The organism is Arachnia propionica, assembly GCF_003932785.1.
Lineage (GTDB): Bacteria > Actinomycetota > Actinomycetes > Propionibacteriales > Propionibacteriaceae > Arachnia > Arachnia propionica_B.
The window spans coordinates 26,576-49,398 of the sequence record NZ_RQYT01000001.1; the positions used below are offsets into that span (position 1 = coordinate 26,576).

Here is a 22,823-nt window from a genome sequence, read left to right on the forward strand (position 1 = left end):
TCAGGCCTCCTCGTCCTCGTTGTCGTGGTCCCCCGGGAGGGCGAACTCCTTGGGCGGATTCAGTTCGACCTGCACAACCGCCTTGCGGATGTCGCTCAGGGGGATCTCCCGTTCCGCCCCGTCGATACCGAGGCGCACGACGTCGTCGGTCACGTCGAGAATGCGCGCGGTGAGTCCCTCCTCGGCGAGGCTCAGCTTGACGAGCCTGCCGCGATTGCGCCGGTAGTGCTTGCTCTCGGTCAACGGCGCGCCGACGCCTCGGCTCGACACCTCGAGGGTGTAGGGCGCGTTGCCGACCGCGTCACTGGCGTCGAGGGCGGCCGAGATCCTCATCGAGGCCGCTGAGATGTCGTCGAGCAGGGGTCCACGCCCGACGGGTCCGTCGCCGTCGACGGTGATCCTGAGCAGGCGTCGTTTCCCGATGGGTGTCACCTCGAGGCTATCCAGCTCGAGTCCGGCCTCAGCCAGGATCGGCTCCACCAGCCGTGTGAGCTCTGTGTCCTGCATGTCGCTCTCCGATTCGATTGTGGGTCAAGTTGTGCTGGCCATACTACGTGGCCCGCGCATCCTGTCCGTCCGCCGTTCGGCCGAACCACCGAGAAGTGGGTGCGAAACCACTCACTACACTTCCCCCATGCGTCTCCCCCGCCGTCGCCTTCTGGCCGTCCTCGGTGTGTGCACCGTCTCGGCCTGTGTCCCCGACCCGACGATCCACGGGGTCCCCACCGCCGCTTCCCCCTCCCCCGAGCCGACACAACCCTCCCATGTGGCTGACCTCACGGTCCGGCTCGTCGGGGTGCTCGCCGCGTTGCCGGGCCAGCCGGATCCCTTCGCATCGGGCGCCACCGCGCAGGTCCAGGCGTGGCTCGGGCGGCTGCGTCGTCTCGATCCCCTCACCGCCGGTGAGCCGTTCTTCCCCGAACCACCCGCCCCCTCCCCCGGCGACCTCTCCGAGGCCATCGCTGCGGCCGTGGCGGCGGCGTCCCGCTGCGTGGAGGCGTCCGGGACCCAGCCGGAACGGCTGCTCCATCTCTCGATCCTCGCGGGAAGCACCGGGCTGGCCAACACCTCCCTCGCCCCCTCACCCCGGGAGGCCGAGCCGGCCCCTTTCGAGGAGATGGCCCAGGATGAACTCGCCACCCGAGCCCTCACTCACGTCTGGGCGTTGCTCCAGGGGATCGAGCGGGGGCTCGGCGTGATCGCCACGGATGACCCGTTGCGTGACGGGGTCCTCGCCCGACGGGAGGAGGTGCGGTTCCTGCGCAACGAGATCCTCACGACGTTGGGGACCCGACGCCCGTTGCAGGACGCCCACTACGAGTTCCCGGCCGTCGTCGACGCCGACTCGTTCCGCAGCACCTGGGTGACCCTTGAGCTCGCCGTGCTCGACGCGGTCACGGCGCTGGCGGCGGCGACACCCGATCCGTGGCGGGACCGCATGACCGCCCAGGTCGGGAAGGTCCAGGCGGCGGGGGGCGGGTTGCCGACCTGGCCCGGATGGGTCACGCCGTGACCCCGGCCTCCACCTCGACCGTGTCGACGATCCCCACGATGGTGGCGTCGAGTGGGGCGTGCTGACTGTCGACGGCGACGCGGGCCGAACTGCCCTTCGTGATGATGACCGTCTCGCCCACCCCGGCACCGACCGTGTCGACGGCGACCTCCTGGTTGCCGACCCTGGTGCCGTCGTCCTCCACCCGCTGGGTGAGCAGCAGCTTGAACCCGACGAGGCGTTGGTCCTTGCTGGTGGACACCACGGTGCCGACAACCTTGGCCAGGTACATGTTCAGTTCTCCTCGCGGTGGGTCAGGACGATGCCCCGGGATCGGGCGGCCTCGCGTGCGAGCGGTGTCACGACGGTTCCGGGCTCGAGGCGCACCGTGGCCCCGTCCGGCAGCCCCGCCACCGTCGTGGCGGTCACCAGCTGGGCGTGGTGGTCGACGACGGCCGCCCCGTGCGGTTGCGCCGTCGTGTCCAGGGCGCGGAGCATGGCGGCGTCGAGACGGCCGGGTGTGGCCAGGTGCACGCCGAAGGCCCTCAGCCGAGCCAGGTTGCCCCTCAGCATCTCGGCGTAGCCCTCCGGCATCGTCGGGAACCAGCCGCGCTTCTCCGGCGCATCGGGACAGGAACCCGCCACGGAGGCCACGATCGTCTTGTTCGTCATGATGAACTCGGCCATGAGGTTGGAGGCGAGACAGTCACCGATGCCGTGGGCCACCTTGGCGGCCACGTTGACGGTCATGGTGGGGATGAGGAGCACCTCATGGTTGCGCACCAGTTCGGGACCGGCGGGGGTCATCCCGATGGACTCGATGGCCCCTTGGTCGAGGATGCGACTTGCCGCCGGGGTCTGCCGCCAGTCGAGCACCCATCCATCGGAGACGAGCCTGCGGAGACTCGCCACGGAGTCCTCGAATCCGAGCAGGGCCCCGGTGAACAGCACGAGGACGTTCGGTCTGTCGGCGGAAGCGGTGTTCATCTGGCCAGTTCCCTCACGTCCTCGTCGGCTCCGACCCGGGATCCGCACCGCTGCGGCCCTTGGGGTCGGGTCCACTGTAGCCCGGCGGGGAGACGTCGGGGAACCACCTGCCGGGGGACCACTTAGCACGGAAAGGAGGGACCACCCCCGGGCCCCGGATCAGGAGCCGTCGCCTCATTGCGCGCGTGTGGGTGGGGCCCTAGTGTGGTGAGCGTCCGGACAGCGTTGTGAGACGGAGTGGTCAATGGCGGAGTGGAGCGACAAACAGCGGATCATCCAGGAGTTCGTCCCCGGCAAGCAGGTGACGCTCGCGCACATCATCGCGAACCCGGATCCCCACCTCTACCCGAAGATCGGCCTGCCCTCCGGAACCCGCGGGGCCATCGGGGTGCTCACCATCACCCCCGGCGAGGCCGCCGTCATCGCCGCGGACATCGCCACCAAGTCCGCAGGGGTGGAGCTCGCCTTCGTCGACCGTTTCTCGGGCTCCCTCATCGTCACCGGTCAGGTCGCCGACGTCGAGGCCGCGGTCTCCGGCATCGTCACCACCCTCCAGTCCGTGCTGTCGTTCACGCCGGCCCCCATCACGCAGACATGAGGAAGATCCTGCTCGTCGGCAGCATCGGCGCCGGGAAGACCACCTTCATGCAGCGCCTGAAGGGCATGCCCATCGAGTACGCCAAGACCCAGGCCATTGAGACCTTCGGCACCACCATCGACACCCCGGGGGAGTACCTGGAGGTGGGGCGCTACAAGCACGCCCTCATGCTCGCCTCCTACGACGTGGACACCGTGGTCCTGATCCAGGCCGCCGACGTGGAGGAGACCCGCTACCCGCCGGGCTTCGCCACCTCGTTCAACCGGGAGGTCATCGGCATCGTCACGAAGACGGGGCTCGCCACCGAGCACCAGGTCCACCAGGCGATCCTTCACCTGAAACGCGCCGGCGCTGATCCCGTGATCGCTGTCGACTCGATCAGCGGCAAGGGCTTCGGCCGCGTCAGGGAGGTCCTGGGCACCCATCACGAACTGGATCCGGTGACGTGACCGGCGCCTCGAACCACGGCACACAAGGAAGAAGGCCATGAAAGAGTTCCGTCTGAGCACCCTGGTCCGGCTGGGGCCGGAGGCCCTCACCGCCCTCACCCGGTACCGCGGCGAGTCGGTGTTCATGGTGACCGACGAGTTCCTCACCACCACGCCGGTGTTCAAGGAGGCCCTCGGCCACCTGGGTGATCGGGTGACGCTGTTCACGGGCGTCCTGCCGAATCCGGGGACCCACGAGATCGGGCTCGGGGTCGCCGAGTACCTCCGCGCGAAACCGCACGTCGTCGTCGCCTACGGCGGAGGTTCCGTCATGGATGCCGCGAAGGTGATGCACAAGGCGGCCCTGGATGCGGGTTTCGGGGCACCGGAGGGGATCGTCGCGATCCCCACGACGAGCGGCTCCGGCTCCGAGGTCACGTCCTTCGCGGTCGTCACCGACGAGGAGACGCACGTGAAGATCCCCATCGTCTCGGCCGACATGGTGGCGAGGCTGGCGATCCTGGATCCCCGCGCCGTCATGGGGGCCCCGGCCCACATCACCGCCGATTCCGGGATGGACACCCTCACCCACGCCGTAGAGGCCTACGTGGCTCGCACGGCGTGCGACTTCTCCGACGCCCTCGCCGAGAAGGCCGTGGAACTCACGGTCCGGTACCTGCCGCGCTGTCACAGCCACGGCGATGACCTCGAGGCCCGGGAACACATGCACAACGCCTCCTGCATGGCCGCGATGGCCTTCGACAACGTCGGGCTCGGGATCACCCATTCCCTGGCCCACGCCCTCGGCGGCCACTACCCCATCGCCCACGGCCGTCTCAACGCCATGCTGCTGCCCCACGTCATCGAGTTCAACGCGGAACGCTCCCAGCACGCCTTCGACCGTTACGTCCGGCTGGGCCGCCTCGTCTCCCCGTCGGCGACGGGTCGGGCGGCGATCACCTCACTCATCAGCACCGTGCGTCGCCTCCAGGAACAGCTCGGGATGCCCTCCCGTCTCGGGGAGGCCGGGGTGGCCAGGCAGGACCTCTTCCAGGACATCCCGGAACTCGTTGCGGCGGCCCTCGCGGACGGCTGCACCCCACCGAACCCCGTCGCCGTGACGGCCGACGATCTCACCGGCATCCTGCGCCGGGTGGCCTGAGGAGAGGACATGACCGACGATCTCAGACTCAATGACGGCTCGCTGCTCCCGGCCATCGGATTCGGGCTGTTCCAGGTACCCGCCGAGATCACCGAGCAGGTGGTGCGGGACGGCCTTGCCGCCGGGTATCGCCTCCTCGACGGGGCGGAGTTCTACGCCAACGAGGTCGAGGCGGGCCGGGCGCTGGCCGTGGCCGACCGCAGCGATCTAAGAGTGGCGTCGAAGTTCTGGGGTGAGGAGAGTCAGGACCGCGACGCGGTGCTGCGATCCTTCGACGCCTCGGAACGGGCCCTGGACGGACTGGACATCTATCTCATCCACTGGCCGCGGGCCAGCAGGAACCAGTACGTCGATGTGTGGCGCACCCTCATCGAGCTGCGGGACGCTGGCCGAGTGCGCACCATCGGTGTGAGCAACTTCACCGAGGCCCACCTGCAGCGCCTCATCGATGAGACCGGGGTGGCTCCGGCGATCAACCAGGTGGAGACCCACCCGTGGCTGCCCCAGCACGAGCTGCGGGCCTTCCACGCGAGGCACGGCATCGTCACGCAGGCCTGGAGTCCGCTGGGTCGTGGTCGGCTGTTGGAGGACCCCGTCCTTGGGGCCGTGGCGAGACGTCACGGGGTGTCCACCGCCCAGGTCATCGTGAGATGGCATGTCCAGCTCGGCGGGGCGGTGCTCCCCCGCTCGACGAACCCGGATCGGCTGCGGAGCAACCGGCAGATCGAGGGTTTCGTCCTCGACGACCGGGACATGGCCGAGATCGCGACCCTCAACTGCGGACGCCGCACTGGATCGCATCCTGACGATCGTCAGTGACGACCCGGAGTCGAACAGGGATCACGACGTGGGAGTCACCACACCACTTCGAAGAGGTACCAGCTGTCCCCGATCTCCTTGAACCGGTACCCCTCATTCTGCAAGTGTGAGCGGGTCAACAGCTCCGCGGCGACCTCGGGGTCCGCGATGTGGGCCCAACCCCCGGATACCAGGAAGCCGTCATTCCTGATGTGGAAGGCGGTGGCCCTGTCGCCGAGGGAGACGCAGCGGCTCACGGGGACAGGACCTGCCCAGCCGGGGCAGGTGCCCTCCGCGACCGCATGTTCCAGGCTCGGGCGGGCCAGCTCCCAGCCGAGGTTCCTCACCACGCCGACCCGGGTCGCCCCGAGGGCGAGGAGAAGGGTCAGCGGCAGGGCGACCAGGCCGGGATGGAAGCGTGACCGTCGAATGCACTGAATGAGCAACCACAGCCAGGCGGGCGCAGCCACGGCGAGGGCGCCCAGCCCGAGCAGGGAGGCCTCGAAGTTCCCGTGGGGATGAAAGCCGGACCACACCACGAGGAGTGACGCCACGCCCACGGAAACCGCACCGACGACGAGGGGAAATCGGTGCGGCCGTGACTTCTTCGGCCCCGAGGCTCTCGTCGCGACGGGTTCAGCGTTCATGACTCCCAAGGCTAGGCCCTGGGAAGGTCACCGCGCGGCGAGTTCCCTCACCGCGCCGACGACCTCCGCGACCGGGAGATCCCGCCGCTCCCCCGTCGCCCGGTTGCGCACCTCGACGACGCCTTCGGCGAGACCACGCCCCACGACGACGGTGATGGGCATGCCCAGCAGTTCGGCATCGGCGAACTTCACGCCGGGGCTGGCCTTTCGGTCGTCGAGGAGGACGTCGAGTCCGGCCTCGGAGAGCTGGCCGGCGAGTTCCTCGGCCGCCCCGAACAGCTCCTCTCCCTTGCCCGTGACCACGAGGTGGACCTGGAACGGCGCCAGGTCAACGGGCCAGGCGAGGCCCTTGTCGTCGCAGGTGGCCTCGGCGACGGCGGCCACCGCACGCGAGACCCCGATCCCGTAGGAGCCCATCGTCACCGTGACGAGCTTGCCGTTGCTGTCCAGCACCTTGAGGTCCAGGGCCTCGGCGTACTTGCGGCCGAGCTGGAAGATGTGGCCCATCTCGATGCCCCTGGCAAGGGTGAGGGGACCGGAACCGTCCGGAGCCGGGTCGCCCTCGCGGACCTCCGCGACGTCGATGGTCCCGTCGGGGGTGAAGTCACGACCGCAGACGAGATGGGCGACGTGCCGGTTCACCTCATCGGTCCCGGTGACCCAGGCGGTCCCGGTGACGACGCGCGGGTCGACGAGGTACCTCACCTTGGAGACCGACTTCTCTCCCAGCACCCGAGGACCGATGTACCCCTTCACCAGGCTCGGGTGCTCATTGAAGTCCTTCTCCTCGAACGGGGCGGCCTCCGCGGGCGCCAGAGCCGCCTCCAGGCGCTTGGGGTCGACCTCACGGTCACCGGGCAGTCCGATGACCAGCGGCCAGCTGGAGCCGTCCGGGTCGGTGACCTTGAGCACGACGTTCTTGAGGGTGTCCGCCGCAGTCCAGGGACGGTCCTCACGGGGGTGTTCGGCGTTGAGAAGATCCACCAGCGTCGCGATGGTCGGGGTGTCCGGGGTGTCCAGCACCACGGCCTCCGGCTCGGCGGAGAAGTCGCGGGACTCGGGGGCGGGCGTGGCGACGGCCTCGACGTTGGCCGCATACCCTCCCGGCGAGCGCACGAAGGTGTCCTCACCGGCGGGCAGCACCGCCAGGAACTCCTCCGATGCGGAGCCACCCATCGCGCCCGAGGTCGCCTGCACGATGACGTAGTCGAGGCCCAGCCTGTCAAAGATCCGGATGTAGGCCTGGCGGTGGGCGTCGTAGCTGGCCTGGAGTCCGGCCTCGTCGACATCGAACGAGTACGAGTCCTTCATGATGAACTCGCGGCCGCGGAGGATGCCCGCGCGGGGCCGGGCCTCATCGCGGTACTTGGTCTGGATCTGGTAGAGCGACAGCGGCAGGTCCTTGTAGGAGCTGTACATGTCCTTGACCATGAGGGTGAACATCTCCTCATGGGTGGGGCCGAGCAGCATGTCGGTGCCCTTGCGATCCTTGAGACGGAACAGGTTGTCTCCGTACTCGGTCCACCGCTGGGTGGCCTCGTAGGGGTCGCGCGGCAGCAGGGCCGGGAACCGCACCTCCTGGGCCCCCATCGCGTCCATCTCCTCGCGGACGACGGACTCGACCTTCTGCAGCACCTTCAGTCCAAGAGGCAGCCACGAGTACACCCCCGGGGCCACGCGACGGATGTACCCGGCGCGCACGAGCCAGCGGTGGCTGGCGACTTCGGCGTCGGCCGGGTCGTCGCGGAGGGTCCGGACGAACAGCTGGCTGAGACGAGTGATCACTGCGGAGGTCCTTCCTGACGGGCTGCACCGCATCCTACTCGCCCCGCCTCCTGCCCGAACGGCGGTTTCTCCCGCGTTGTGTCCGAGCGGGCCATCTCCTGAAGGTGTTATCCACGCCCTTCTTCTCCGCGGCTCACATCGGACTGCGTGCGCCAGCGCGCCGTCCGTGGCGAGACTTCTGGCACACGGTGCTGGAACTCGAGTTGAGCGGGAGTCCAACGGGGTCTCGACACGGGTCCTCCGCAAGCTCGGGACCCGGCTCGGCCAGCGGAGGGCAGGAGAACCACGCCGTCATGAACAACTCCCTCACCCCCATGAACAACGCCCTACCCGTCTGAAATCCCGAACCCCTCCCCCTTCTTCCACTCTCCAACTTGTCGCCCCAATTCCCTCCACGTCAACAGAAGTGTACGCTCCGCCCTTTTGCGCTTTAGATAGGGCGTGGCCCACAGCCGTCGGAGGACCACGAGATCTCTGGCCTCCATCCACCCGATCGAGCTCTCAGAATCATCCACAGCCTCCCATCGCAGCCACATTCGTCGCTGCATGGCTACGTCGTCTCGACGAACCCACGATCCAGCTAGCGCCACCAAGTGGAAAACCAAGAGAAGCCAACAAAAACCCACGAGGAGCGCCATAAGCCCGGAAACCCAAGGGCGGGAAACAAGGCCTGATGCGTTATCAACAGTAGGCGAAAAGAAGGTCAAAGAAGACAACACCAAGGCACCCCACAGCAGGATAGCCCCCAAAACTCGAAACCCGCTCAGAACTGAAGTTGATGAGAGCGCAACGAGCATCCTCACCCTCGCCCTGAACTCGGCCCTACAACTCCGGTACAGCATGAGCGAGAAGCCAAAACCAACAAAGATCAAAGCAGCATGAGCGGGAAGGCGCGCGATGAACGCCACGCAGATGGCAACCATCACCAAGGCAACGTGAAGCCACCACGCCCAGACCCCGAGAGTCGGCAGCCACTTTCTTCTCTCTCCGCTCTCCAACTCCCACGGAGGCAAGGGTTGAAACCCTCCCTCCACCGAAAATGACACCCCATCCAACCCTTGAGAGAGCCAGTCCGACTGAGATTGGAACGATCGGGAATCTTGAAAAGAGATACCGGATGAACATCCCAAAAAAACAGCCAGCCGAAACACACGATCCCGCCGACTTTCGATAATTCTCGCCCGCTCATCAGCCACCCCTCGACTGACCACAACCCGAGATCCAAGCATCAGCAAAAAATAGCCGGAAGCGAAAGAGAGAACAGCCGTCAATATCCCCATCTTGTCAACCAGGACATCCGAACTGACAAAACGCCCCCAGTTCACTACGAAGACCAGAAAGGTAGCCAGCCCGGTCCAAAAGAGCAGGATTGTGAGCATGAGCAGGATGGAGCGGCACATTTCCACGACCTCCCCCACTACCCGGCGATCCAGTCTCTTCGTGACGGTGGAGCCTGAAAAAACCACGCCGACAAATAATCCGACGCCTATAGTCACCACTCCCAACACAAAATCCAGTCCGGGCTGACGCCCTCGGTCTACCCAAAGCAGAAAGGCAGTCCCCCATTCCTTGGGCTCGAGAGCATGCACCCCAAAGACAAAGTAGAACTCCATGAACTGCAAGATGAAGGCTGAAACCACCGCCATTGTAAGATCAGATCGGAAGTTGTCCTGCGGCAAGTTACTGTACACACCAACTTCCCGCTCCCTCGCGCTATCCTTTGCCACGACCACCCCTTCCCGAGGCTCCGGGCGGGTCAGTAGTGCACCGTCGCCAAGGAGCCGACCTCCTGGAAGCCCAGTTTTTCATAGACCCGGATGGCGGGGGTGTTGAAGTCGTTGACGTAGAGGCTGATCACGGGGAAGCGCTGCTGGGCCTGGACGAGCATGCCGGCCAGGAGTGAGGCCGAGAGTCCCTGGCCCCGGAGTCTCGGGTCGAGCCACACTCCTTGGAGCTGGGTCTGGTTGGCGTAGCGGGGGCCGATGTCGGCCTTGAAGATCACCTCGCCGTTCTCGACCACCCCCCAGGCGTCGCCCGCCTCGACGCGGGCCCGGACGAAGGACCCGTAGCCGGGGCCGTGCCGGAACGGGGACGAGCCAATCTCGTCGGTGTACATGGCCACCGAAGCCGCCAGGTAGGACTCGAAGTCCCGCATCCCGATGGGGCGGACCCTGGGATCGGGGGCGACGGCCGGCGCCGAGGTCAGCACCATGAGTGGTTGCCGACGACGGATGTTGACCTCCCTCGCCCAGGCACCGCGGAAACGCGACGACAGCCCCAGGTGCACGCCCAGCGCCATGAGGCAGTTGCCGAGGATGGACGCGCAGTGCCGGGTCCTCCCGATCGCAGCCACGAAGTGCGGGATGGCCTCCGCATCGAGTCCCGCAGGAAACAACGTGCCCCCGTCGAGGCAGGCGGCGGTGAGGATCCCGTTACGTTCGAAGCCGTGGACGGTGCCGAGACAACGCTCATCCATGCCGCACTGGTCGAGCCTGGAGGCGAAGAACAGGTTCTCGACGGGACGTTGCGCGAGAAAGGCACGGAGAGCGTCGGCGTCCTTCGGGCCGAGGGTGCGCAGCCGCACCGTCATGTCAGGAGACCGAGACCTGGGGCTCGCCGACCTCGCCCATCTCAGCGGCGAGACGCCGGGCCTCGACGAGCAGGGTTTCGACGATCTGATCCTCGGGGACGGTCCTGATGACCTCACCCTTGACGAAGATCTGACCCTTGCCGTTGCCCGAGGCCACTCCGAGGTCGGCCTCGCGGGCCTCGCCCGGTCCGTTGACGACGCACCCCATCACAGCGACCCGCAACGGAGCGGTCATACCCTCCAGACCCTTGGTCACCTGCTCAGCGAGGGTGTAGACATCCACCTGGGCGCGACCGCAGGAGGGGCAGGACACGATGTCGAGCTTGCGGGGCCGCAGATTGAGGGATTCGAGGATCTTGTTGCCCACCTTCACCTCCTCGGCGGGCGGGGCGGACAGGGACACCCGGATGGTGTCGCCGATCCCCTGGCTGAGAAGCGCGCCGAAGGCCACCGCCGACTTGATGGTCCCCTGGAAGGCGGGCCCGGCCTCGGTGACGCCGAGGTGGAGCGGGTACTCGCACTTCTCGGAGAGCATCTCGTAGGCGCGGACCATGACGACGGGGTCGTTGTGCTTGACGGAGATCTTGAAGTCGTGGAAGCCGACCTCCTCGAACAACGAGGCCTCCCAGAGCGCCGACTCGACGAGGGCCTCCGGAGTGGGTGAACCGTACTTGGCCAGGAGTCGCTTGTCGAGGGAACCGGCGTTGACGCCGATCCTGAGGCTCACCCCCGCCTCGGACGCGGCCTTGGCGATCTCGGCGACCTTGTCGTCGAACTGCTTGATGTTGCCGGGGTTGACCCGGACCGCAGCGCATCCGGCGTCGATGGCGGCGAAGACGTACTTGGGCTGGAAGTGGATGTCGGCGATGACCGGGATCTTCGCCTTCATGGCGATGATGGGCAGCGCCTGGGCGTCGTCGGCGGAGGGGACGGCGACCCGCACGATGTCGCAGCCGCTGGCGGTGAGTTCGGCGATCTGCTGGAGGGTGCCGTTGATGTCCGTGGTCTTCGTGGTGGTCATGGACTGCACGGCGATGGGGGCGTCTCCACCGACCCACGTGGTGCCGACCTTGATCTTGCGGGTCTTCCGACGCGGGGCCAACACCTTGGCGGCGGGCGCGGGCATGCCGAGGCTCACAGTCATGGGGCCCAGACTACTGGGCGCGACCGGGTGCGGTTGAATGGCGATCATGAAGGTTCTCATCCTTGGTGGCACCCGCGAGGGACGTGACCTGGCCACACGGCTGACCGACGGCGGCCATCACGTCGTCACGTCGCTGGCCGGCCGCGTCTCGGCACCGGCGAGGATCGCGGGGACGGTGCGGGTCGGCGGGTTCGGTGGCGTGGCGGGGCTCGAGGCCTATCTCGCGACGGAGGGGGTGCAGGCGGTGGTGGATGCCACGCACCCGTTCGCGGAGCGGATCAGCGCCAACGCTGCGGCGGCCTGCCACAGTTCGGGCACGCCGCTGCTGCGCATCGAGCGTCCGAGCTGGCGTGACCACCCCTTGGCGGATCGGTGGCTGTGGGTGGCGGATCACGACGAGGCCGCCCGTGCGGCTGCCGGGTACGAGCGGGTGCTGCTGACGGTGGGACGTCAGGCACTGGAGCACTACCGGGAGCTCACAGGGGTGGTTGCGCGGATGGTGGAACTGCCGGAGCATCCGCTGCCGAACACGTGGGAGGTCCGGCTGGACCGGGGCCCCTTCGACATCGACTCGGAGCGGCGGCTGCTGGAGACGACGCGGGTCACCGCGTTGGTCACGAAGGACTCGGGTGGCCGCCTCACCGAACCGAAGCTGCGGGCCGCCGCTGAACTGGACGTCGCCGTCATCGTCATCGGCCGCTCCCCCACCCCGGAGGGGGTCCCGGCGGTCGCCACCGCCGAGGAGGCCATCACCTGGCTGCGGGAACAGCGCTGACAAGGGCCGGACCGTGGTAGCCTCGTGACGGTGCCCGTGGGACCTCTGGGTGATTACCGAGCTTCCCTAGACTGGAATACCTTCCACATCACCCTGCTCCTCCCCGGGCACCCCGAATGTCTCCAGGAGGACCCATGCGCAGCGCGGACGAGGTGGCCCGCGAGGATCTGTTGACCTTCCTCAACGCCGCCTTCGTCTCGACGGGGCAGGCCGAGTTCGCCTCGACGGCTGAGGAACAACGACTGGGCATCGACTTCCTCCACGAGTACGTTCGGGGCAACTACCGGCGGCTCTACGCGCGGTTGCTCGCCGTCGGCATCAACGACTTCCACACGGCGGAGATCCTCCGCGGTCTCCTCGCGACGGGGCGAGAGACCCCTGAAGACTTCCGGGAGGAGGAGAACGCGCTGATCCGTGCCGGTGCCCGTCGCCTCCCGCCACAGCGGTTCTGGAAGCTCACCGCCAGGCTCCGCCGGGAGGGGGTGAACAACCGCCGGGCCCGAGCGATGATCCGGCACTGGTTCGACACGCATCCGGACCCGACCTTCCAGGCGGTGAAATACCGTCGCAAGGTGGCCGGGGCCTTCCGCCACGCCCACATCCATCCCGACGGGGAACTGGCCGAGTTCCTGTTCGGGGACCACCGTTCCCCGTTCGGGACCGAACTGCTCGAGACGTACCGTCAGGCGAGGTACAGCCAGCAGGCGGTGCTGCGGCTGCCCTACTCCGTTGCCCAGGGCCTCGCAGCGAAGCACGGCATGGCCCCCGAGACGCTGGCCTCCCGGATGAAGACCCGGCTCACGGACAAGGAACGTCTTCGGGTGGCTGGCCGCACCGAGGACGTGGAGATCCGTCCCGAACGGTTGTCGTTGACGGAACTCACGTCGTGGCTGCTCAGCCGGAAGGAACTCGACGAGCAGGCCGACCAGTGGCTGGACCGAGCCGCCACGGCGGTGCTGCACCGCAGCGGCCCACTGGCCCTGACGGGCCGGGTGGCCGCTGTGCTGGACAACTCGTTCTCGGCCTCGGCGTCGAGGGAGCGACGGGGGCGTCCCCTCGCCATCGCCTTCGCCGCGGACCGGCTGCTGCGACTCGGCCACGCCGACTACCGGGGCTTCTGGACCTCCCCGTTCGAGGGGAGGCCCCGTCCTGAGGGGCAGTCGAACCTGTCGGAGCGGCTGTTGGATGCCTTGGATTGGGGAGCGACGACGGTGCTGGTGATCTCGGATGGGGTGGAGAACGACCCTGCCGGGGCCTTCCGCAGCATCATGGCACGGCTCCCAGCCGAGGTGCAGGTGCTGCACCTCAACCCGGTGTTCGACCCGCAGCAGCTGGAGGTGGCGAACCTCACCACGCATGCCCGCGCACTGGGGCTGCATCGGGCGGAAGATCTGCCGACGGCCCTCGGGTTCGCCCGATACGTCGTCGGCGACGGGACACTCGCCGAACTGGAGGGGAACCTCGCAGGGCAGGTCCGTCGTTTCATCGAGGGAGGTCACGATGCGTGAGCTCGCAGCACCGCTGTCCCTGACGGGGCTGACCCCGGCACCGTCCCAGGTGTGCGGTACGTTCCGACTTGTCCCGTTGCTGCGGGACCGGGACTGCGAGGACGTCCGGCTCGTCGACGCGGGATGGGAGCCGGGGAACCGTTTCGTCATCGACGGGGATCGGTTGAGCTTCGGTTTCGTCCCGCACGCCTACCATCTGGACTGGGGAATCGCCCTCGGCACCCAGGTGTTCAAGGACCCGAAGGATCGGGGTCGGAACTGGCTGGTCACGCATCGGGCTCGGAAGCGACTGTCGCCGGGCCGGTTGCGGTTCCTGCCCCAACACCTCGCCATCGAGGGGCTGCTCAGCATGCACTTCAACCCGCCGACGATCGCATGGCCGGAACTCTCGCAGACCTTCATGCGTGACGGTCTGGGCATGCGGATGGAGAGTTTCGAGCCCGGCACGGAGATCCCCGGTTTCGACACCGCGCTCAGGACCTTCGAGATCCATCCGCGACAGGTCGGGGTGCTTGTCTTCGTCTCCGACGCTCTCGCCGCGGCCTTCGTCGTTCCCTCTCCCCGGGACTATCGGAGACTGCACCTCGGACTGCTGGACAGCCTCTACTGCGACCTCATGATCACCTACGCGTGCCACCATCCCACCCGGTGGATCGTGGATCCCGCTCCGCACTTCGAGGGCGCGAGCACCGTCACAGAGCTCCGGGAAGGACTGGCCTCACTCCGAAGGGAGTGGGCCCAGGTGACCAACGAGGTGCTGCTGGGTGATCTGACGCACCGCGGGTTGCGCACCGAGACGATCTACTCGCTGCCCGGGATGCGACTGGAACGTTTCGTCACCTCACTGGAACTGGGGGCGGCCAACCACATCGGGGAGCGGATCCTGCGTGACGACGGAGAGGTGCTGCACCTCAACACACTGCGACTCACGGCGTCGCAGACCCGCCGCGCCCACCTGCTCTCCGTCCTCGGAGAGCACGACTGGCACCTCCCCTCCGCCGCCGAGGCCCTCCGCATCGACGTCCCCTCGGTCGTCGCGCGACTGGAGGCGCAGGGATTCGGTCATCTCATCAACCACAACTTCAGGGAACAGGCCGCCAAGGCACGTCGTTGAGCTGGCCGCCCCCACCGGGGTGCAGGGTGACCTCACTGGCCTTGACCACCGCCACGAGACTCATCCCCTCGACGATCCCGAGTTCCGCGGCCGCAGCAGCGGTGATGTCCGCGGCGAAACGTTGCCCGCAGACCTCCAGGCTGATTCGCTGGCCGAAGGGGCGGTCCTCCACCCCGACCACCCGTGCCGCCAGTTGATTCCGGGGGCTGCCGTGGGGAGCCTCCTCGAACAACCCCACCGCCGACGGCGAGAACACCGCGCGAGCCGGACCCGCGGTCACCTCCCCCATGCCGGTGATGACCGTCGTCGCGTCCAGCCGGACCCGTTTCCCCTCGCCCTGACCGTGCAGGAGGTTCATCCCGACGAAGTCGGCGAGGAAGGGGGTCGAGGGGGCCTGCACCAGTTCATCCACGGGACCATCGGCGACCACCCGCCCGCGGGCCAGCTCGACGACATGATCGGCGAGGGCGACGACATCGACGAGATCATGGGTGACCAGGATGGCTGTCTGTCCCACGAGCCGCGCTCTCAGCAGCTGCCGCAACTCCGGGGTGACCGTGGCGTCGAGTGCGGCGAAGGGCTCATCCAGCAGGACGATGTCCGGATCGACGGCCAAGGCCCTCGCCACGGCGACGCGCTGGGCCTGCCCACCCGAGAGCTCGGTGGCCCGGCACCCGGCCAGATCGAGGCAGTTCACGGCGGCGAGTTCGTCGAGGGCTCGTTGCCGGGCGACCTTCGCCGGCACCCCCCGGGACCGGGGACCGAAGGTCACGTTGCCGAGGACGTCGAGATGGGGGAACAACAGGGCCCGCTGCTCCACGTAGGAGATGCGACGTCGGTACGGCAGCAGGTGCCGATGCGGTCCGGACACCTCCTCACCCCGCAGCCGGACCGTTCCGGAGCTGGGTCGCAGCACCCCGGCGATGAGATCCAGCAGGGTCGACTTCCCCGCCCCGTTGGGCCCCACGACGGCGAGGGTCCGGCCCTCCGGGACGTGGAGCCGCACACTGACGTCCCGCTCCCGGACGGAGGCGTCGAGGCACAGCAAGTCACCCATGGCCACCCCACTTCCTGAGCCGGGTCGACAGTGCGACGATGAGCACGGCGATGACGATGAGCACCAGGGACAGGGCCAGGGCGATGTCGGAATCGGACTCCCTCAGGAGGTAGATCTCCAGGGGGAGGGTCCTCGTCACCCCCTGGAGCGAGCCGGCGAAGGTGAGCGTCGCCCCGAACTCGCCGAGGGATCGCGCGAAGGACAGCGCCACCCCCGAGGCGAGGGCCGGTGCCATCACCGGAACGGTGATCCACCAGAACACGCGGCTCGGGGTCGCGCCCAGGTTCGCCGCCACCCGCTCGTACCGTCCCCCGAAGGACCGCAGGGCCCCCTCGAGGGAGACCACCAGGAACGGGAGGGACACGAATGCCTGGGCGACGATGACCGCGAGGGTGCTGAAACCGATCTCGATGCCCACGGCCGCCAACGGCCCTCCCACCGGTCCACGCCGTCCGAAGGTGACCAGGAGGGCCAGACCGGCGACGACCGGGGGCAACACCATCGGCACCGTCACGAAGGTGCGGATCGCCGATGCCCACCACCCACGGCTGCGTGCCAGGACCACCGCGAGAGGGACACCCACGATGACGACCGTCAGGGTGGACAGGGAGCAGGTGGTCATGCTGAGCCGCAGGGCGTCCAGGGCCCGCTGCGAGGTCAGCAGTTCCGGAAGCCTGACCCAGTCAACCCGGGTGACCATCCCCAGCAACGGAGCGACCAAGAGCAGGATCCCTGCCGCGAAGGGAGCCCACAGCCATCGAGGGAACTGGTTCACCGTGCGGGTCCGAACCCGTACTTCGCGAGTACGGCAGTTCCCTCTCCCGTGATCCTTGCGATGAAGGCGTCCGCGCCCTCGGTGTTCCCAGCACCCTTGACCTTCGCGATCCAGTAGGTGTTCGGCTCCTCGTCGGCACCGGGGATCTGGAAGGTCTTGACCGCATCGCCCGCACTGGTGGCGTCGGTGGCGTAGACAAGGCCGGCGTCGGCCTCACCGGAGGAGACCTTGCCGAGCACATCGGTGACCTTGGACTCCTCGGAGACCGGGGCCAGCGTCACCCCCGCCTTCTCCGCGACCTTCAGCGTGGCCGCCCCACAGGGCACCTCGGCGGCACAGATGACGAGTTTCCTCCCTTCGAGGGAGGAGTCGAGTCCGGTGATCCCGCCGGGATTGTCCGCCGGGGTGATGAGCACGAGATGGTTGGTGGCGAACATGACCGGTTCACCGTCGATCAATCCCGCCTCGATGGCCTTGTCCATGTTCTTGCGGTCCGCAGAGGCGAAGACCTCCGCCGGGGCGCCGCCCTTGAGCTGATCCACCAGCCCCGATGAGCCGTCGAAGGAGTAGGCCGCCGGGGCGATCTCGGGGAACACCTTGTTCAGCGAAGCGGCGGCGAAGACGACGACCCCGGCGGTGTCGACATCGCCGACCGACTGCGAGGCCGGGGCGGCCATCGACTCCGCAGGGCTGCCGGGAACCGATGTCGCTCCCCCGCCCTGAACCGCGGAGGCACAGGAACAGAGAACCAGGGCGGCCAGGACCGCGAGGCAGCGCCTCACCTGCGGCATCCCTCGATGGTCACGTTGGTGGCCTTGATGACGGCCGTCGCCACCGAACCGGGCTCCAGACCAAGCTCCTGGACCGCCTCGGTCGAGATCAACGACACGATCCGGTAACGACCACACTGCAACTCCACCTGGCTCATGACCTTGTCGGAGACGACCTTGGTGACCAAGCCGGTCAGGTGGTTCCGGGCGGACCTGCGTCCGACACCGTCGTCCATCGCATCGAGGGAGTCGTCAGCCAACTCGACGGCCAGATCTGCCAGGGCAGCTCCGTCCACGACCTGCCTGCCGGCATCGTCCCGGTCAGCGGTGAGACGGCCCGCCTCGATCCACCTGCGCACGGTGTCATCGCTCACTCCGAGCAAAGCGGCAGCACCGGAAACACGAATTCTCTCCATGAATTGGACTTTATCACCGCAGAAGCGGAAGCGCTCCGTCTTCCCTCCCCCATGGGGTGGAACAGACATCAACGCTAGAGTGACGACATGACACGAGCTGCCGTCATCACCTGTTCGGATCGGGCCTCCCGCGACATCTACGAGGACCGCTCCGGACCGATCCTCCGCGACGCCCTGACCGAGCTCGGTTTCGAGGTCGCCGAGCCCGTCATCGTCCCGGATGATGCGGCACGGATCCGGGAGGCTGTCCTGGCGGCGCAACGCGAGGGCAGCCGCGTCATCCTCACCACGGGCGGCACCGGCGTGGGTCCCCGCGACGTGACGGTCGAGGCGGTGCGGGAGCTGATCTCCCTCGAGTTGCCCGGGCTCATGGAGGCCGTGCGTCGACTGGGAGCGGAGAAGGAGCCGAGAGCGCTCCTCTCCCGGGGGCTGGCCGGCGTGATGGAGGGCACCCCACGGGTGGTCATCATCAACGCCCCCGGGTCACGGGGCGGGGCCCGCGACACCATCGCCGTGGTCGGACCCCTGCTCCAGCACCTGGTCGAGCAGTTGGACGGCGCCGACCACGATCTCAGCCGTCCCCCGTCACTCTGACGGGCGGACCCAGTCGCCGGAGCGTCCCCCGGACTTCGCCACCACCCTGGCGGAGGTGATCTCGGCCAGACGATCACTGCCCTTGATCATGTCCACAACGGCCAGAGCGGCGACGGTCACGGCTGTCAGGGCCTCCATCTCCACCCCGGTCCGGTCCGCGGTCCGCACCGTCGCCGAGATGGTCACTCCGTCGTCGACCACCACCAGGTCGACCGTCACCCCGTGCACACCGATGACATGGGCCAGCGGGAGCAGATCGGGTACCTTCTTCGCCGCCGCGATACCGGCGACCCGGGCCACGGCCAGCACGTCGCCCTTCGGCACCGTTCCCTCCCGCAGCGCGGCCACGACCCGGGGGGAGCACGAGACGACGGCCTCCGCCGATGCCTCCCGCACCGTGGGCTGCTTCGCCGTGACATCGACCATGCGGGCCTGGCCACGTTCGTCGAGGTGGGTGAACTTCATGGCATCACACCCTAAGGCACCTGACCCGGTCCCCGGGACGCACCTCAGCCACCCCCGCCGGCACGATGGCCAGCCCCTCAGCGGAGGCCAGACTCGCCACCAGATGGGAACCGGACCCGAGCCGGTGGAGCGGCACCACCCCCTCCGGGGTGAAGGCGACGGGGATGTACTGGCACCGGTCCGGCGGCCCGCTCCATCCCTGCGCTGCGACGGTCTCCACGATGTCGTCGGCCGCATCCACACCCCCCAGCACCGCGATCAGGGGGCGCACGAACACCCAGGCCGAGACGAAGACGCTGACCGGGTTGCCGGGCAGGCCGATCATCGGAACCTGCCGCCCATCGTCGGTGTGCAGCAGGCCGCAGGCCTGGGGTTTCCCGGGCTGCATCGAGACCTTCACGAAATCCAGGTCTCCCTGGGTGACCTGCCGCACGACCTCGAAGGCACCCACCGAGACCCCCCCGGTGGTCAGCACCAGGTCGGCCCGTCCCGCCGCCGCCAAGGCGTGGGCGAACTCCTCCGGATCGTCGCCGACCCTCCCGGCGCTCAGCACGTGGGCACCGAACTGACGCACGAGGCCACCCAACAGCAAGGAGTTCGAGTCCGGGATCTGACCGGTACCCAGTTCCTGGCCCGCCTCGACGAGTTCCGACCCCGTCGCGAGGACCGCCACGCGGGGACGCCGGATCAACGGGACCTCGGAGTACCCGATGGAGGCAGCCGCTGACGCAGCAGCAGGACTCCACCGCAGGCCCTTGGGGAGTGCCACCGCTCCGGCGGGGAGATCCTCGCCACGACGACGTACGTGCCGCCCCGGGGTCACGGGCTCCACGATGCGTACCGCATCCGGCAGGGGCGCGGCCCCGGGAGGTTGATCCGTGAGCTCCACCGGCACCACGGTGTCGGCCCCCTCCGGCATCGGCGCCCCGGTCATGATCCGGGCCGACTCCCCCACGCCGACCGTCGGCAGTGTGGCCGCGCCGGCGGGGATGTCCCCCACCACCCGCAGCACCACCCCCGGGGCGAGGTCCGCGGCCCGGACCGCGAACCCATCCATGGCTGAGTTGTCGAACGGCGGCACCGGAACCCTGGCGCTCAGGTCCTCGGCCAGCCCCCTGCCGTCCCCCTCCCCGATCGGGCAGGGTTCCGCCTCCAGCCGGCTACCCAACCCCACCACGTGGGCGAGGTGTTCCTCGACGGTTCTCAACGTGACCTCCGTAACAGCAGGTGATCCCAACGGCAACGCAGGGCGTCGAACACCGCAACCCTGCCGACCAGGGGTTCGCCGAGGCCGGCGAGCAGTTTGATGGCCTCCGTCGCCTGCAGCGTCCCGATCTGTCCCACGACGGCCCCCAGGACCCCCACCTCCGCCGCCCTCGGATAGGTGCCCTCCGGCGGTTCGTCGGGGATGAGATCCCTGAGGTGCAGCACATCCCCGTGGGCATCCGGGACGCCGAACACGCTGCACTGCCCCTGCATCCCGACGGCGGACGCCCACACCACGGGTCTGCCCGCCGCCGAGGCGGCATCGGCGATGAGGAACTTGGCCTCGAAGGTGTCACAGCAGTCCAGCACCAGATCGAACCGGGGGAACAGTTCGAGTGCGCGTTGGGAGTTCAGGTGCTCGGGGAACACCTCCACGACGACGCCCGGATTGAGTGCGGACAACCGCTCCCCCGCCGACACGGCCTTTGACGCCCCGAGCTCGGTGTGCAGTACCTGTCGCTGCATGTTGCCCAGTTCCACGACGTCGCCGTCGACGACGCCGATCCTTCCCACCCCGGCGGCCGCGAGGTACGGCAGGGCGGCCGAGCCGAGCCCACCGGCCCCGATCACCAGGACGGATGAGGCCAGCAGCCGCTCCTGACCTGCCACCCCGAGACCGACCACGTCGATGTTGCGGGCGTATCTCTCCCATTGCTCCCGGCTCAGGGGCATTGGGACCACTCATACCCTCCGTCGGCGAGGAACTGCTTCTTCCAGATGGGGACTCTCGCCTTGATCTCGTCGATCAACTCGTCGAGACAGCGGATGGCCTCCTTGCGGTGGGAGGCCGCAACCGCCACGTACAACGCGACCCCGCCCACGTCGAGCCAGCCGATGCGGTGCTGGACCGCCACGTGGTGGACCCTCGGAGCGAACTCGGCGACCACCTCCTGCAGGACCTGCTCCGCGGAGGGGTGCGCGACGTACTCGATGCCGGTGACCGCGACCCCGTGGTCGTGGTTGCGCACCACCCCGGAGAAGCTGATCACCGCGCCGGCCCGCTCGTCCTCGACGAGCCGCAGCACGGACCCGCCATCGATGTCCGTGTCCACCACGGATGCGTGATACGTCACGGCGTCCTCAGCTGGGCTTCGCCGCGCCCTTGCGGGCGTAGCGCCACCACGTGATCCCGATGCAGACGAGACACCACACCACGCCGATCCAGTAGAACACCACCGGGCCGAGCATGGACAGGCCGACGCCGAAGAGGAACGGGCCGAAGGCAGCCACCGCCGCGGTCCATCCGATCACCCCACCGGCCTGGCGCCGCTCGAAGATCATGGGCATCTGCTTGAAGGTCGACGCGTTTCCGATCCCCGAGAACAGGAAGATGGCGAGCATCCCCCACAGGAACTGGCTGAATCCGGCCTGGAGGGCCGCAGCGCTCGACGTGTCGGGGGTCAGGGCGGGGATGGTGAAGCCGATGGCGGCCACCAGCCCGACACCGGAGATGAGGGTCCAGATGGCGCCTCCCATCCGGTCCGTCAACGGCGCGAACAGCACCCTCGCCCCCGCCCCGACGAGGGGCCCGAGGAAGACGAAGGCCACCGGGTCCGGAACCGAGTACCCGTCCACGAGCACCGTCCCTCCGTCGACGATCGCGGAGTTGCCGGAACCGTAGAGATTCCCCATGAGCAGACCGAACTGCGCCGAGAGCCCCGAGAACGTGCCGAAGGTCATGATGTAGAGCAGCGTCATCCACCAGGTGTCCTGGTTGCCGAAGATGTCGAACTGCTGCCGGATGTTGGCCTTCACGGGCACGGAACGCAGTACCACGTAGGCCCAGATCGCCACCGCGAGGGCGATGGGGACGTAGACCAGGGCGGCGTTCTGGTAGAAGACCTCCCGGGTCCCGCCGGAGGGCTGCGGAATGACCTGGGCCGCACCGATCATGCCGAAACCGATGAGCCACGGGGTCAACAGCTGCACCAGCGAGACCCCGAAGTTGCCGATCCCCGCCTGGATGCCGAGGGCGGTGCCCTGGGCCTTGCGGGGGAAGAAGAAGGATGTGGAGGGCATGAATCCAGAGAACGCGCCACCGCCGATCCCGGCCAGGAAGGCCAGGATCATCAGCACCCAGTAGGGCGTCTGGTTGTTCTGGATGGCGAAGGCCCACCCCAGCAGCGGCAGAACCAGCGCAGCCGTGGTGAGGGTGACCAGTTTCCGGGTGCCCATGATCGGCGGGAGGACCATCCACACCAGCCGCATGAGACCGCCCGAGAGTCCGGGCATCGCCGCCAGCCAGTACAACCCGGTCTTGTCGATGTCATACCCGAGGGCCTTGAGCTTGGGTACGTAGGCGCTGGGCAGGAACCAGGCCGCGAAGCAGAGGGTCAGACTGATCGTCGTCACCGTGAGGGTGGTCCATGCGAGACCGCGATCCCACGTGGCCTCGTCCTCGGGATCCCAGTGCTTGAGCCAGTCACCGCTGGTCTCGATCTTGGGGCCCATC

Annotated in this window: 26 protein-coding genes; 9 read left to right on the forward strand and 17 right to left on the reverse strand. The window is 68.0% G+C overall.

Annotation, left to right across the window (positions count from 1 at the left end; translation table 11 throughout):
• Complete coding sequence (gene rimP, locus EII35_RS00115) at window positions 1-507, reverse strand: ribosome maturation factor RimP (protein ID WP_125226431.1); 507 nt, start codon at window positions 505-507, stop codon at window positions 1-3.
• Between the two features lie 127 nt (window positions 508-634).
• Here rimP and EII35_RS00120 point away from each other — a divergent pair, with 127 nt between their 5' ends.
• Window positions 635-1,513 (forward strand): hypothetical protein, encoded by an 879-nt coding sequence (locus tag EII35_RS00120; protein WP_125226432.1) that lies wholly within the window; start codon window positions 635-637, stop codon window positions 1,511-1,513.
• Here EII35_RS00120 and EII35_RS00125 read toward each other — a convergent pair.
• A complete protein-coding gene (locus tag EII35_RS00125) occupies window positions 1,503-1,784 on the reverse strand; it encodes a EutN/CcmL family microcompartment protein (RefSeq protein WP_125226433.1) in 282 nt (93 codons plus the stop codon). The genes EII35_RS00120 and EII35_RS00125 overlap by 11 nt on opposite strands.
• Window positions 1,785-1,786: 2 nt before the next feature.
• A complete protein-coding gene (locus EII35_RS00130; RefSeq protein WP_125226434.1) occupies window positions 1,787-2,479 on the reverse strand; it encodes a flavoprotein in 693 nt (230 codons plus the stop codon).
• Window positions 2,480-2,723: 244 nt separating this feature from the next.
• On the opposite strand from EII35_RS00130, the gene EII35_RS00135 reads away from it, so the two are divergent.
• The 4 genes from EII35_RS00135 to EII35_RS00150 are packed head-to-tail and all read left to right on the forward strand — an operon-like array spanning window position 2,724 to window position 5,486.
• Entirely contained in the window at window positions 2,724-3,077 is a 354-nt protein-coding gene (locus EII35_RS00135; RefSeq protein WP_125226435.1) for a BMC domain-containing protein, read from the forward strand.
• Window positions 3,074-3,526 carry a EutP/PduV family microcompartment system protein gene (locus EII35_RS00140; protein ID WP_125226436.1) on the forward strand — a complete coding sequence of 151 codons (453 nt, stop codon included), beginning with the start codon at window positions 3,074-3,076 and terminating at the stop codon, window positions 3,524-3,526. The genes EII35_RS00135 and EII35_RS00140 overlap by 4 nt, the downstream gene beginning before the upstream one ends.
• Before the next feature lie 37 nt (window positions 3,527-3,563).
• On the forward strand, window positions 3,564-4,667 hold the full coding sequence (locus EII35_RS00145) for a 1-propanol dehydrogenase PduQ (RefSeq protein WP_125226437.1): 1,104 nt from the start codon (window positions 3,564-3,566) through the stop codon (window positions 4,665-4,667).
• A 9-nt stretch (window positions 4,668-4,676) separates the two neighbouring features.
• A complete protein-coding gene (locus EII35_RS00150) occupies window positions 4,677-5,486 on the forward strand; it encodes an aldo/keto reductase (protein ID WP_125226438.1) in 810 nt (269 codons plus the stop codon).
• A gap of 35 nt (window positions 5,487-5,521) precedes the next feature.
• Here the strand turns inward: EII35_RS00150 and EII35_RS00155 are convergent, their stop codons facing one another.
• From EII35_RS00155 to ispG, 5 genes are all read right to left on the reverse strand, one after another.
• Window positions 5,522-6,112: a hypothetical protein gene (locus tag EII35_RS00155; RefSeq protein WP_125226439.1), complete on the reverse strand. Its 591-nt coding sequence runs from the start codon at window positions 6,110-6,112 to the stop codon at window positions 5,522-5,524.
• Window positions 6,113-6,139: 27 nt separating this feature from the next.
• A complete protein-coding gene (locus EII35_RS00160; RefSeq protein ID WP_125226440.1) occupies window positions 6,140-7,897 on the reverse strand; it encodes a proline--tRNA ligase in 1,758 nt (585 codons plus the stop codon).
• Between the two features lie 326 nt (window positions 7,898-8,223).
• Window positions 8,224-9,588, reverse strand: a complete 1,365-nt coding sequence (locus tag EII35_RS00165) for a hypothetical protein (RefSeq protein ID WP_125226441.1) — start codon at window positions 9,586-9,588, stop codon at window positions 8,224-8,226.
• Between the two features lie 65 nt (window positions 9,589-9,653).
• Window positions 9,654-10,487 (reverse strand): GNAT family N-acetyltransferase, encoded by an 834-nt coding sequence (locus EII35_RS00170; RefSeq protein WP_125226442.1) that lies wholly within the window; start codon window positions 10,485-10,487, stop codon window positions 9,654-9,656.
• A 1-nt stretch (window position 10,488) separates the two neighbouring features.
• Entirely contained in the window at window positions 10,489-11,631 is a 1,143-nt protein-coding gene (gene ispG, locus EII35_RS00175; protein ID WP_125226443.1) for a flavodoxin-dependent (E)-4-hydroxy-3-methylbut-2-enyl-diphosphate synthase, read from the reverse strand.
• A 46-nt stretch (window positions 11,632-11,677) separates the two neighbouring features.
• On the opposite strand from ispG, the gene EII35_RS00180 reads away from it, so the two are divergent.
• The 3 genes from EII35_RS00180 (at window position 11,678) to EII35_RS00190 (ending at window position 15,028) form a co-directional block, all read left to right on the forward strand.
• Complete coding sequence (locus EII35_RS00180) at window positions 11,678-12,406, forward strand: cobalt-precorrin-6A reductase (RefSeq protein WP_125226444.1); 729 nt, start codon at window positions 11,678-11,680, stop codon at window positions 12,404-12,406.
• Window positions 12,407-12,540: 134 nt separating this feature from the next.
• A complete protein-coding gene (locus EII35_RS00185; protein WP_125226445.1) occupies window positions 12,541-13,914 on the forward strand; it encodes a hypothetical protein in 1,374 nt (457 codons plus the stop codon).
• Entirely contained in the window at window positions 13,907-15,028 is a 1,122-nt protein-coding gene (locus tag EII35_RS00190; RefSeq protein ID WP_125226446.1) for an ARPP-2 domain-containing protein, read from the forward strand. Before EII35_RS00185 ends, EII35_RS00190 begins: the two co-directional genes overlap by 8 nt.
• Here the strand turns inward: EII35_RS00190 and EII35_RS00195 are convergent.
• The 4 genes from EII35_RS00195 to EII35_RS00210 are packed head-to-tail and all read right to left on the reverse strand — an operon-like array spanning window position 14,997 to window position 18,046.
• Window positions 14,997-16,085, reverse strand: a complete 1,089-nt coding sequence (locus tag EII35_RS00195) for a sulfate/molybdate ABC transporter ATP-binding protein (protein WP_125226447.1) — start codon at window positions 16,083-16,085, stop codon at window positions 14,997-14,999. The two genes, EII35_RS00190 and EII35_RS00195, sit on opposite strands and share 32 nt — an antisense overlap.
• Window positions 16,078-16,860 (reverse strand): ABC transporter permease, encoded by a 783-nt coding sequence (locus tag EII35_RS00200; RefSeq protein WP_260464959.1) that lies wholly within the window; start codon window positions 16,858-16,860, stop codon window positions 16,078-16,080. Before EII35_RS00200 ends, EII35_RS00195 begins: the two co-directional genes overlap by 8 nt.
• Window positions 16,857-17,651 (reverse strand): molybdate ABC transporter substrate-binding protein, encoded by a 795-nt coding sequence (gene modA / locus EII35_RS00205; RefSeq protein WP_125226448.1) that lies wholly within the window; start codon window positions 17,649-17,651, stop codon window positions 16,857-16,859. Before modA ends, EII35_RS00200 begins: the two co-directional genes overlap by 4 nt.
• Window positions 17,639-18,046, reverse strand: coding sequence for a TOBE domain-containing protein (locus tag EII35_RS00210; protein ID WP_125226449.1), 408 nt, complete (start codon window positions 18,044-18,046; stop codon window positions 17,639-17,641). The genes modA and EII35_RS00210 overlap by 13 nt, the downstream gene beginning before the upstream one ends.
• Window positions 18,047-18,133: 87 nt before the next feature.
• On the opposite strand from EII35_RS00210, the gene EII35_RS00215 reads away from it, so the two are divergent.
• Entirely contained in the window at window positions 18,134-18,640 is a 507-nt protein-coding gene (locus EII35_RS00215; RefSeq protein ID WP_125226450.1) for a MogA/MoaB family molybdenum cofactor biosynthesis protein, read from the forward strand.
• Here EII35_RS00215 and moaC read toward each other — a convergent pair.
• From moaC to EII35_RS00240, 5 genes are read right to left on the reverse strand one after another with little or no spacing between them, the layout of a single operon-like run.
• Window positions 18,632-19,105 carry a cyclic pyranopterin monophosphate synthase MoaC gene (gene moaC / locus EII35_RS00220; protein WP_125226451.1) on the reverse strand — a complete coding sequence of 158 codons (474 nt, stop codon included), beginning with the start codon at window positions 19,103-19,105 and terminating at the stop codon, window positions 18,632-18,634. The genes EII35_RS00215 and moaC overlap by 9 nt on opposite strands.
• Before the next feature lie 4 nt (window positions 19,106-19,109).
• The gene (locus EII35_RS00225) at window positions 19,110-20,312 is read right to left on the reverse strand and encodes a molybdopterin molybdotransferase MoeA (protein WP_125226452.1); all 1,203 of its coding nucleotides are present in this window, start codon (window positions 20,310-20,312) and stop codon (window positions 19,110-19,112) included.
• The gene (locus EII35_RS00230; protein ID WP_260464970.1) at window positions 20,309-21,043 is read right to left on the reverse strand and encodes a HesA/MoeB/ThiF family protein; all 735 of its coding nucleotides are present in this window, start codon (window positions 21,041-21,043) and stop codon (window positions 20,309-20,311) included. The genes EII35_RS00225 and EII35_RS00230 overlap by 4 nt, the downstream gene beginning before the upstream one ends.
• The gene (locus EII35_RS00235) at window positions 21,034-21,444 is read right to left on the reverse strand and encodes a molybdenum cofactor biosynthesis protein MoaE (protein ID WP_260464960.1); all 411 of its coding nucleotides are present in this window, start codon (window positions 21,442-21,444) and stop codon (window positions 21,034-21,036) included. The genes EII35_RS00230 and EII35_RS00235 overlap by 10 nt, the downstream gene beginning before the upstream one ends.
• Before the next feature lie 7 nt (window positions 21,445-21,451).
• Complete coding sequence (locus EII35_RS00240) at window positions 21,452-22,822, reverse strand: MFS transporter (protein ID WP_125226642.1); 1,371 nt, start codon at window positions 22,820-22,822, stop codon at window positions 21,452-21,454.
• Between the last annotated feature and the right edge of the window lies 1 nt (window position 22,823).

Coding starts and splice junctions, on each gene's coding strand:
- rimP (WP_125226431.1), bottom strand. CDS start 507: ATGCAGGACACAGAGCTCACACGGCTGGTGGAGCCGATCCTGGCTGAG.
- EII35_RS00120 (WP_125226432.1), top strand. CDS start 635: ATGCGTCTCCCCCGCCGTCGCCTTCTGGCCGTCCTCGGTGTGTGCACC.
- EII35_RS00125 (WP_125226433.1), bottom strand. CDS start 1,784: ATGTACCTGGCCAAGGTTGTCGGCACCGTGGTGTCCACCAGCAAGGAC.
- EII35_RS00130 (WP_125226434.1), bottom strand. CDS start 2,479: ATGAACACCGCTTCCGCCGACAGACCGAACGTCCTCGTGCTGTTCACC.
- EII35_RS00135 (WP_125226435.1), top strand. CDS start 2,724: ATGGCGGAGTGGAGCGACAAACAGCGGATCATCCAGGAGTTCGTCCCC.
- EII35_RS00140 (WP_125226436.1), top strand. CDS start 3,074: ATGAGGAAGATCCTGCTCGTCGGCAGCATCGGCGCCGGGAAGACCACC.
- EII35_RS00145 (WP_125226437.1), top strand. CDS start 3,564: ATGAAAGAGTTCCGTCTGAGCACCCTGGTCCGGCTGGGGCCGGAGGCC.
- EII35_RS00150 (WP_125226438.1), top strand. CDS start 4,677: ATGACCGACGATCTCAGACTCAATGACGGCTCGCTGCTCCCGGCCATC.
- EII35_RS00155 (WP_125226439.1), bottom strand. CDS start 6,112: ATGAACGCTGAACCCGTCGCGACGAGAGCCTCGGGGCCGAAGAAGTCA.
- EII35_RS00170 (WP_125226442.1), bottom strand. CDS start 10,487: ATGACGGTGCGGCTGCGCACCCTCGGCCCGAAGGACGCCGACGCTCTC.
- ispG (WP_125226443.1), bottom strand. CDS start 11,631: ATGACTGTGAGCCTCGGCATGCCCGCGCCCGCCGCCAAGGTGTTGGCC.
- EII35_RS00180 (WP_125226444.1), top strand. CDS start 11,678: ATGAAGGTTCTCATCCTTGGTGGCACCCGCGAGGGACGTGACCTGGCC.
- EII35_RS00185 (WP_125226445.1), top strand. CDS start 12,541: ATGCGCAGCGCGGACGAGGTGGCCCGCGAGGATCTGTTGACCTTCCTC.
- EII35_RS00190 (WP_125226446.1), top strand. CDS start 13,907: ATGCGTGAGCTCGCAGCACCGCTGTCCCTGACGGGGCTGACCCCGGCA.
- EII35_RS00195 (WP_125226447.1), bottom strand. CDS start 16,085: ATGGGTGACTTGCTGTGCCTCGACGCCTCCGTCCGGGAGCGGGACGTC.
- modA (WP_125226448.1), bottom strand. CDS start 17,651: ATGCCGCAGGTGAGGCGCTGCCTCGCGGTCCTGGCCGCCCTGGTTCTC.
- EII35_RS00210 (WP_125226449.1), bottom strand. CDS start 18,046: ATGGAGAGAATTCGTGTTTCCGGTGCTGCCGCTTTGCTCGGAGTGAGC.
- EII35_RS00215 (WP_125226450.1), top strand. CDS start 18,134: ATGACACGAGCTGCCGTCATCACCTGTTCGGATCGGGCCTCCCGCGAC.
- moaC (WP_125226451.1), bottom strand. CDS start 19,105: ATGAAGTTCACCCACCTCGACGAACGTGGCCAGGCCCGCATGGTCGAT.
- EII35_RS00230 (WP_260464970.1), bottom strand. CDS start 21,043: ATGCCCCTGAGCCGGGAGCAATGGGAGAGATACGCCCGCAACATCGAC.
- EII35_RS00240 (WP_125226642.1), bottom strand. CDS start 22,822: ATGGGCCCCAAGATCGAGACCAGCGGTGACTGGCTCAAGCACTGGGAT.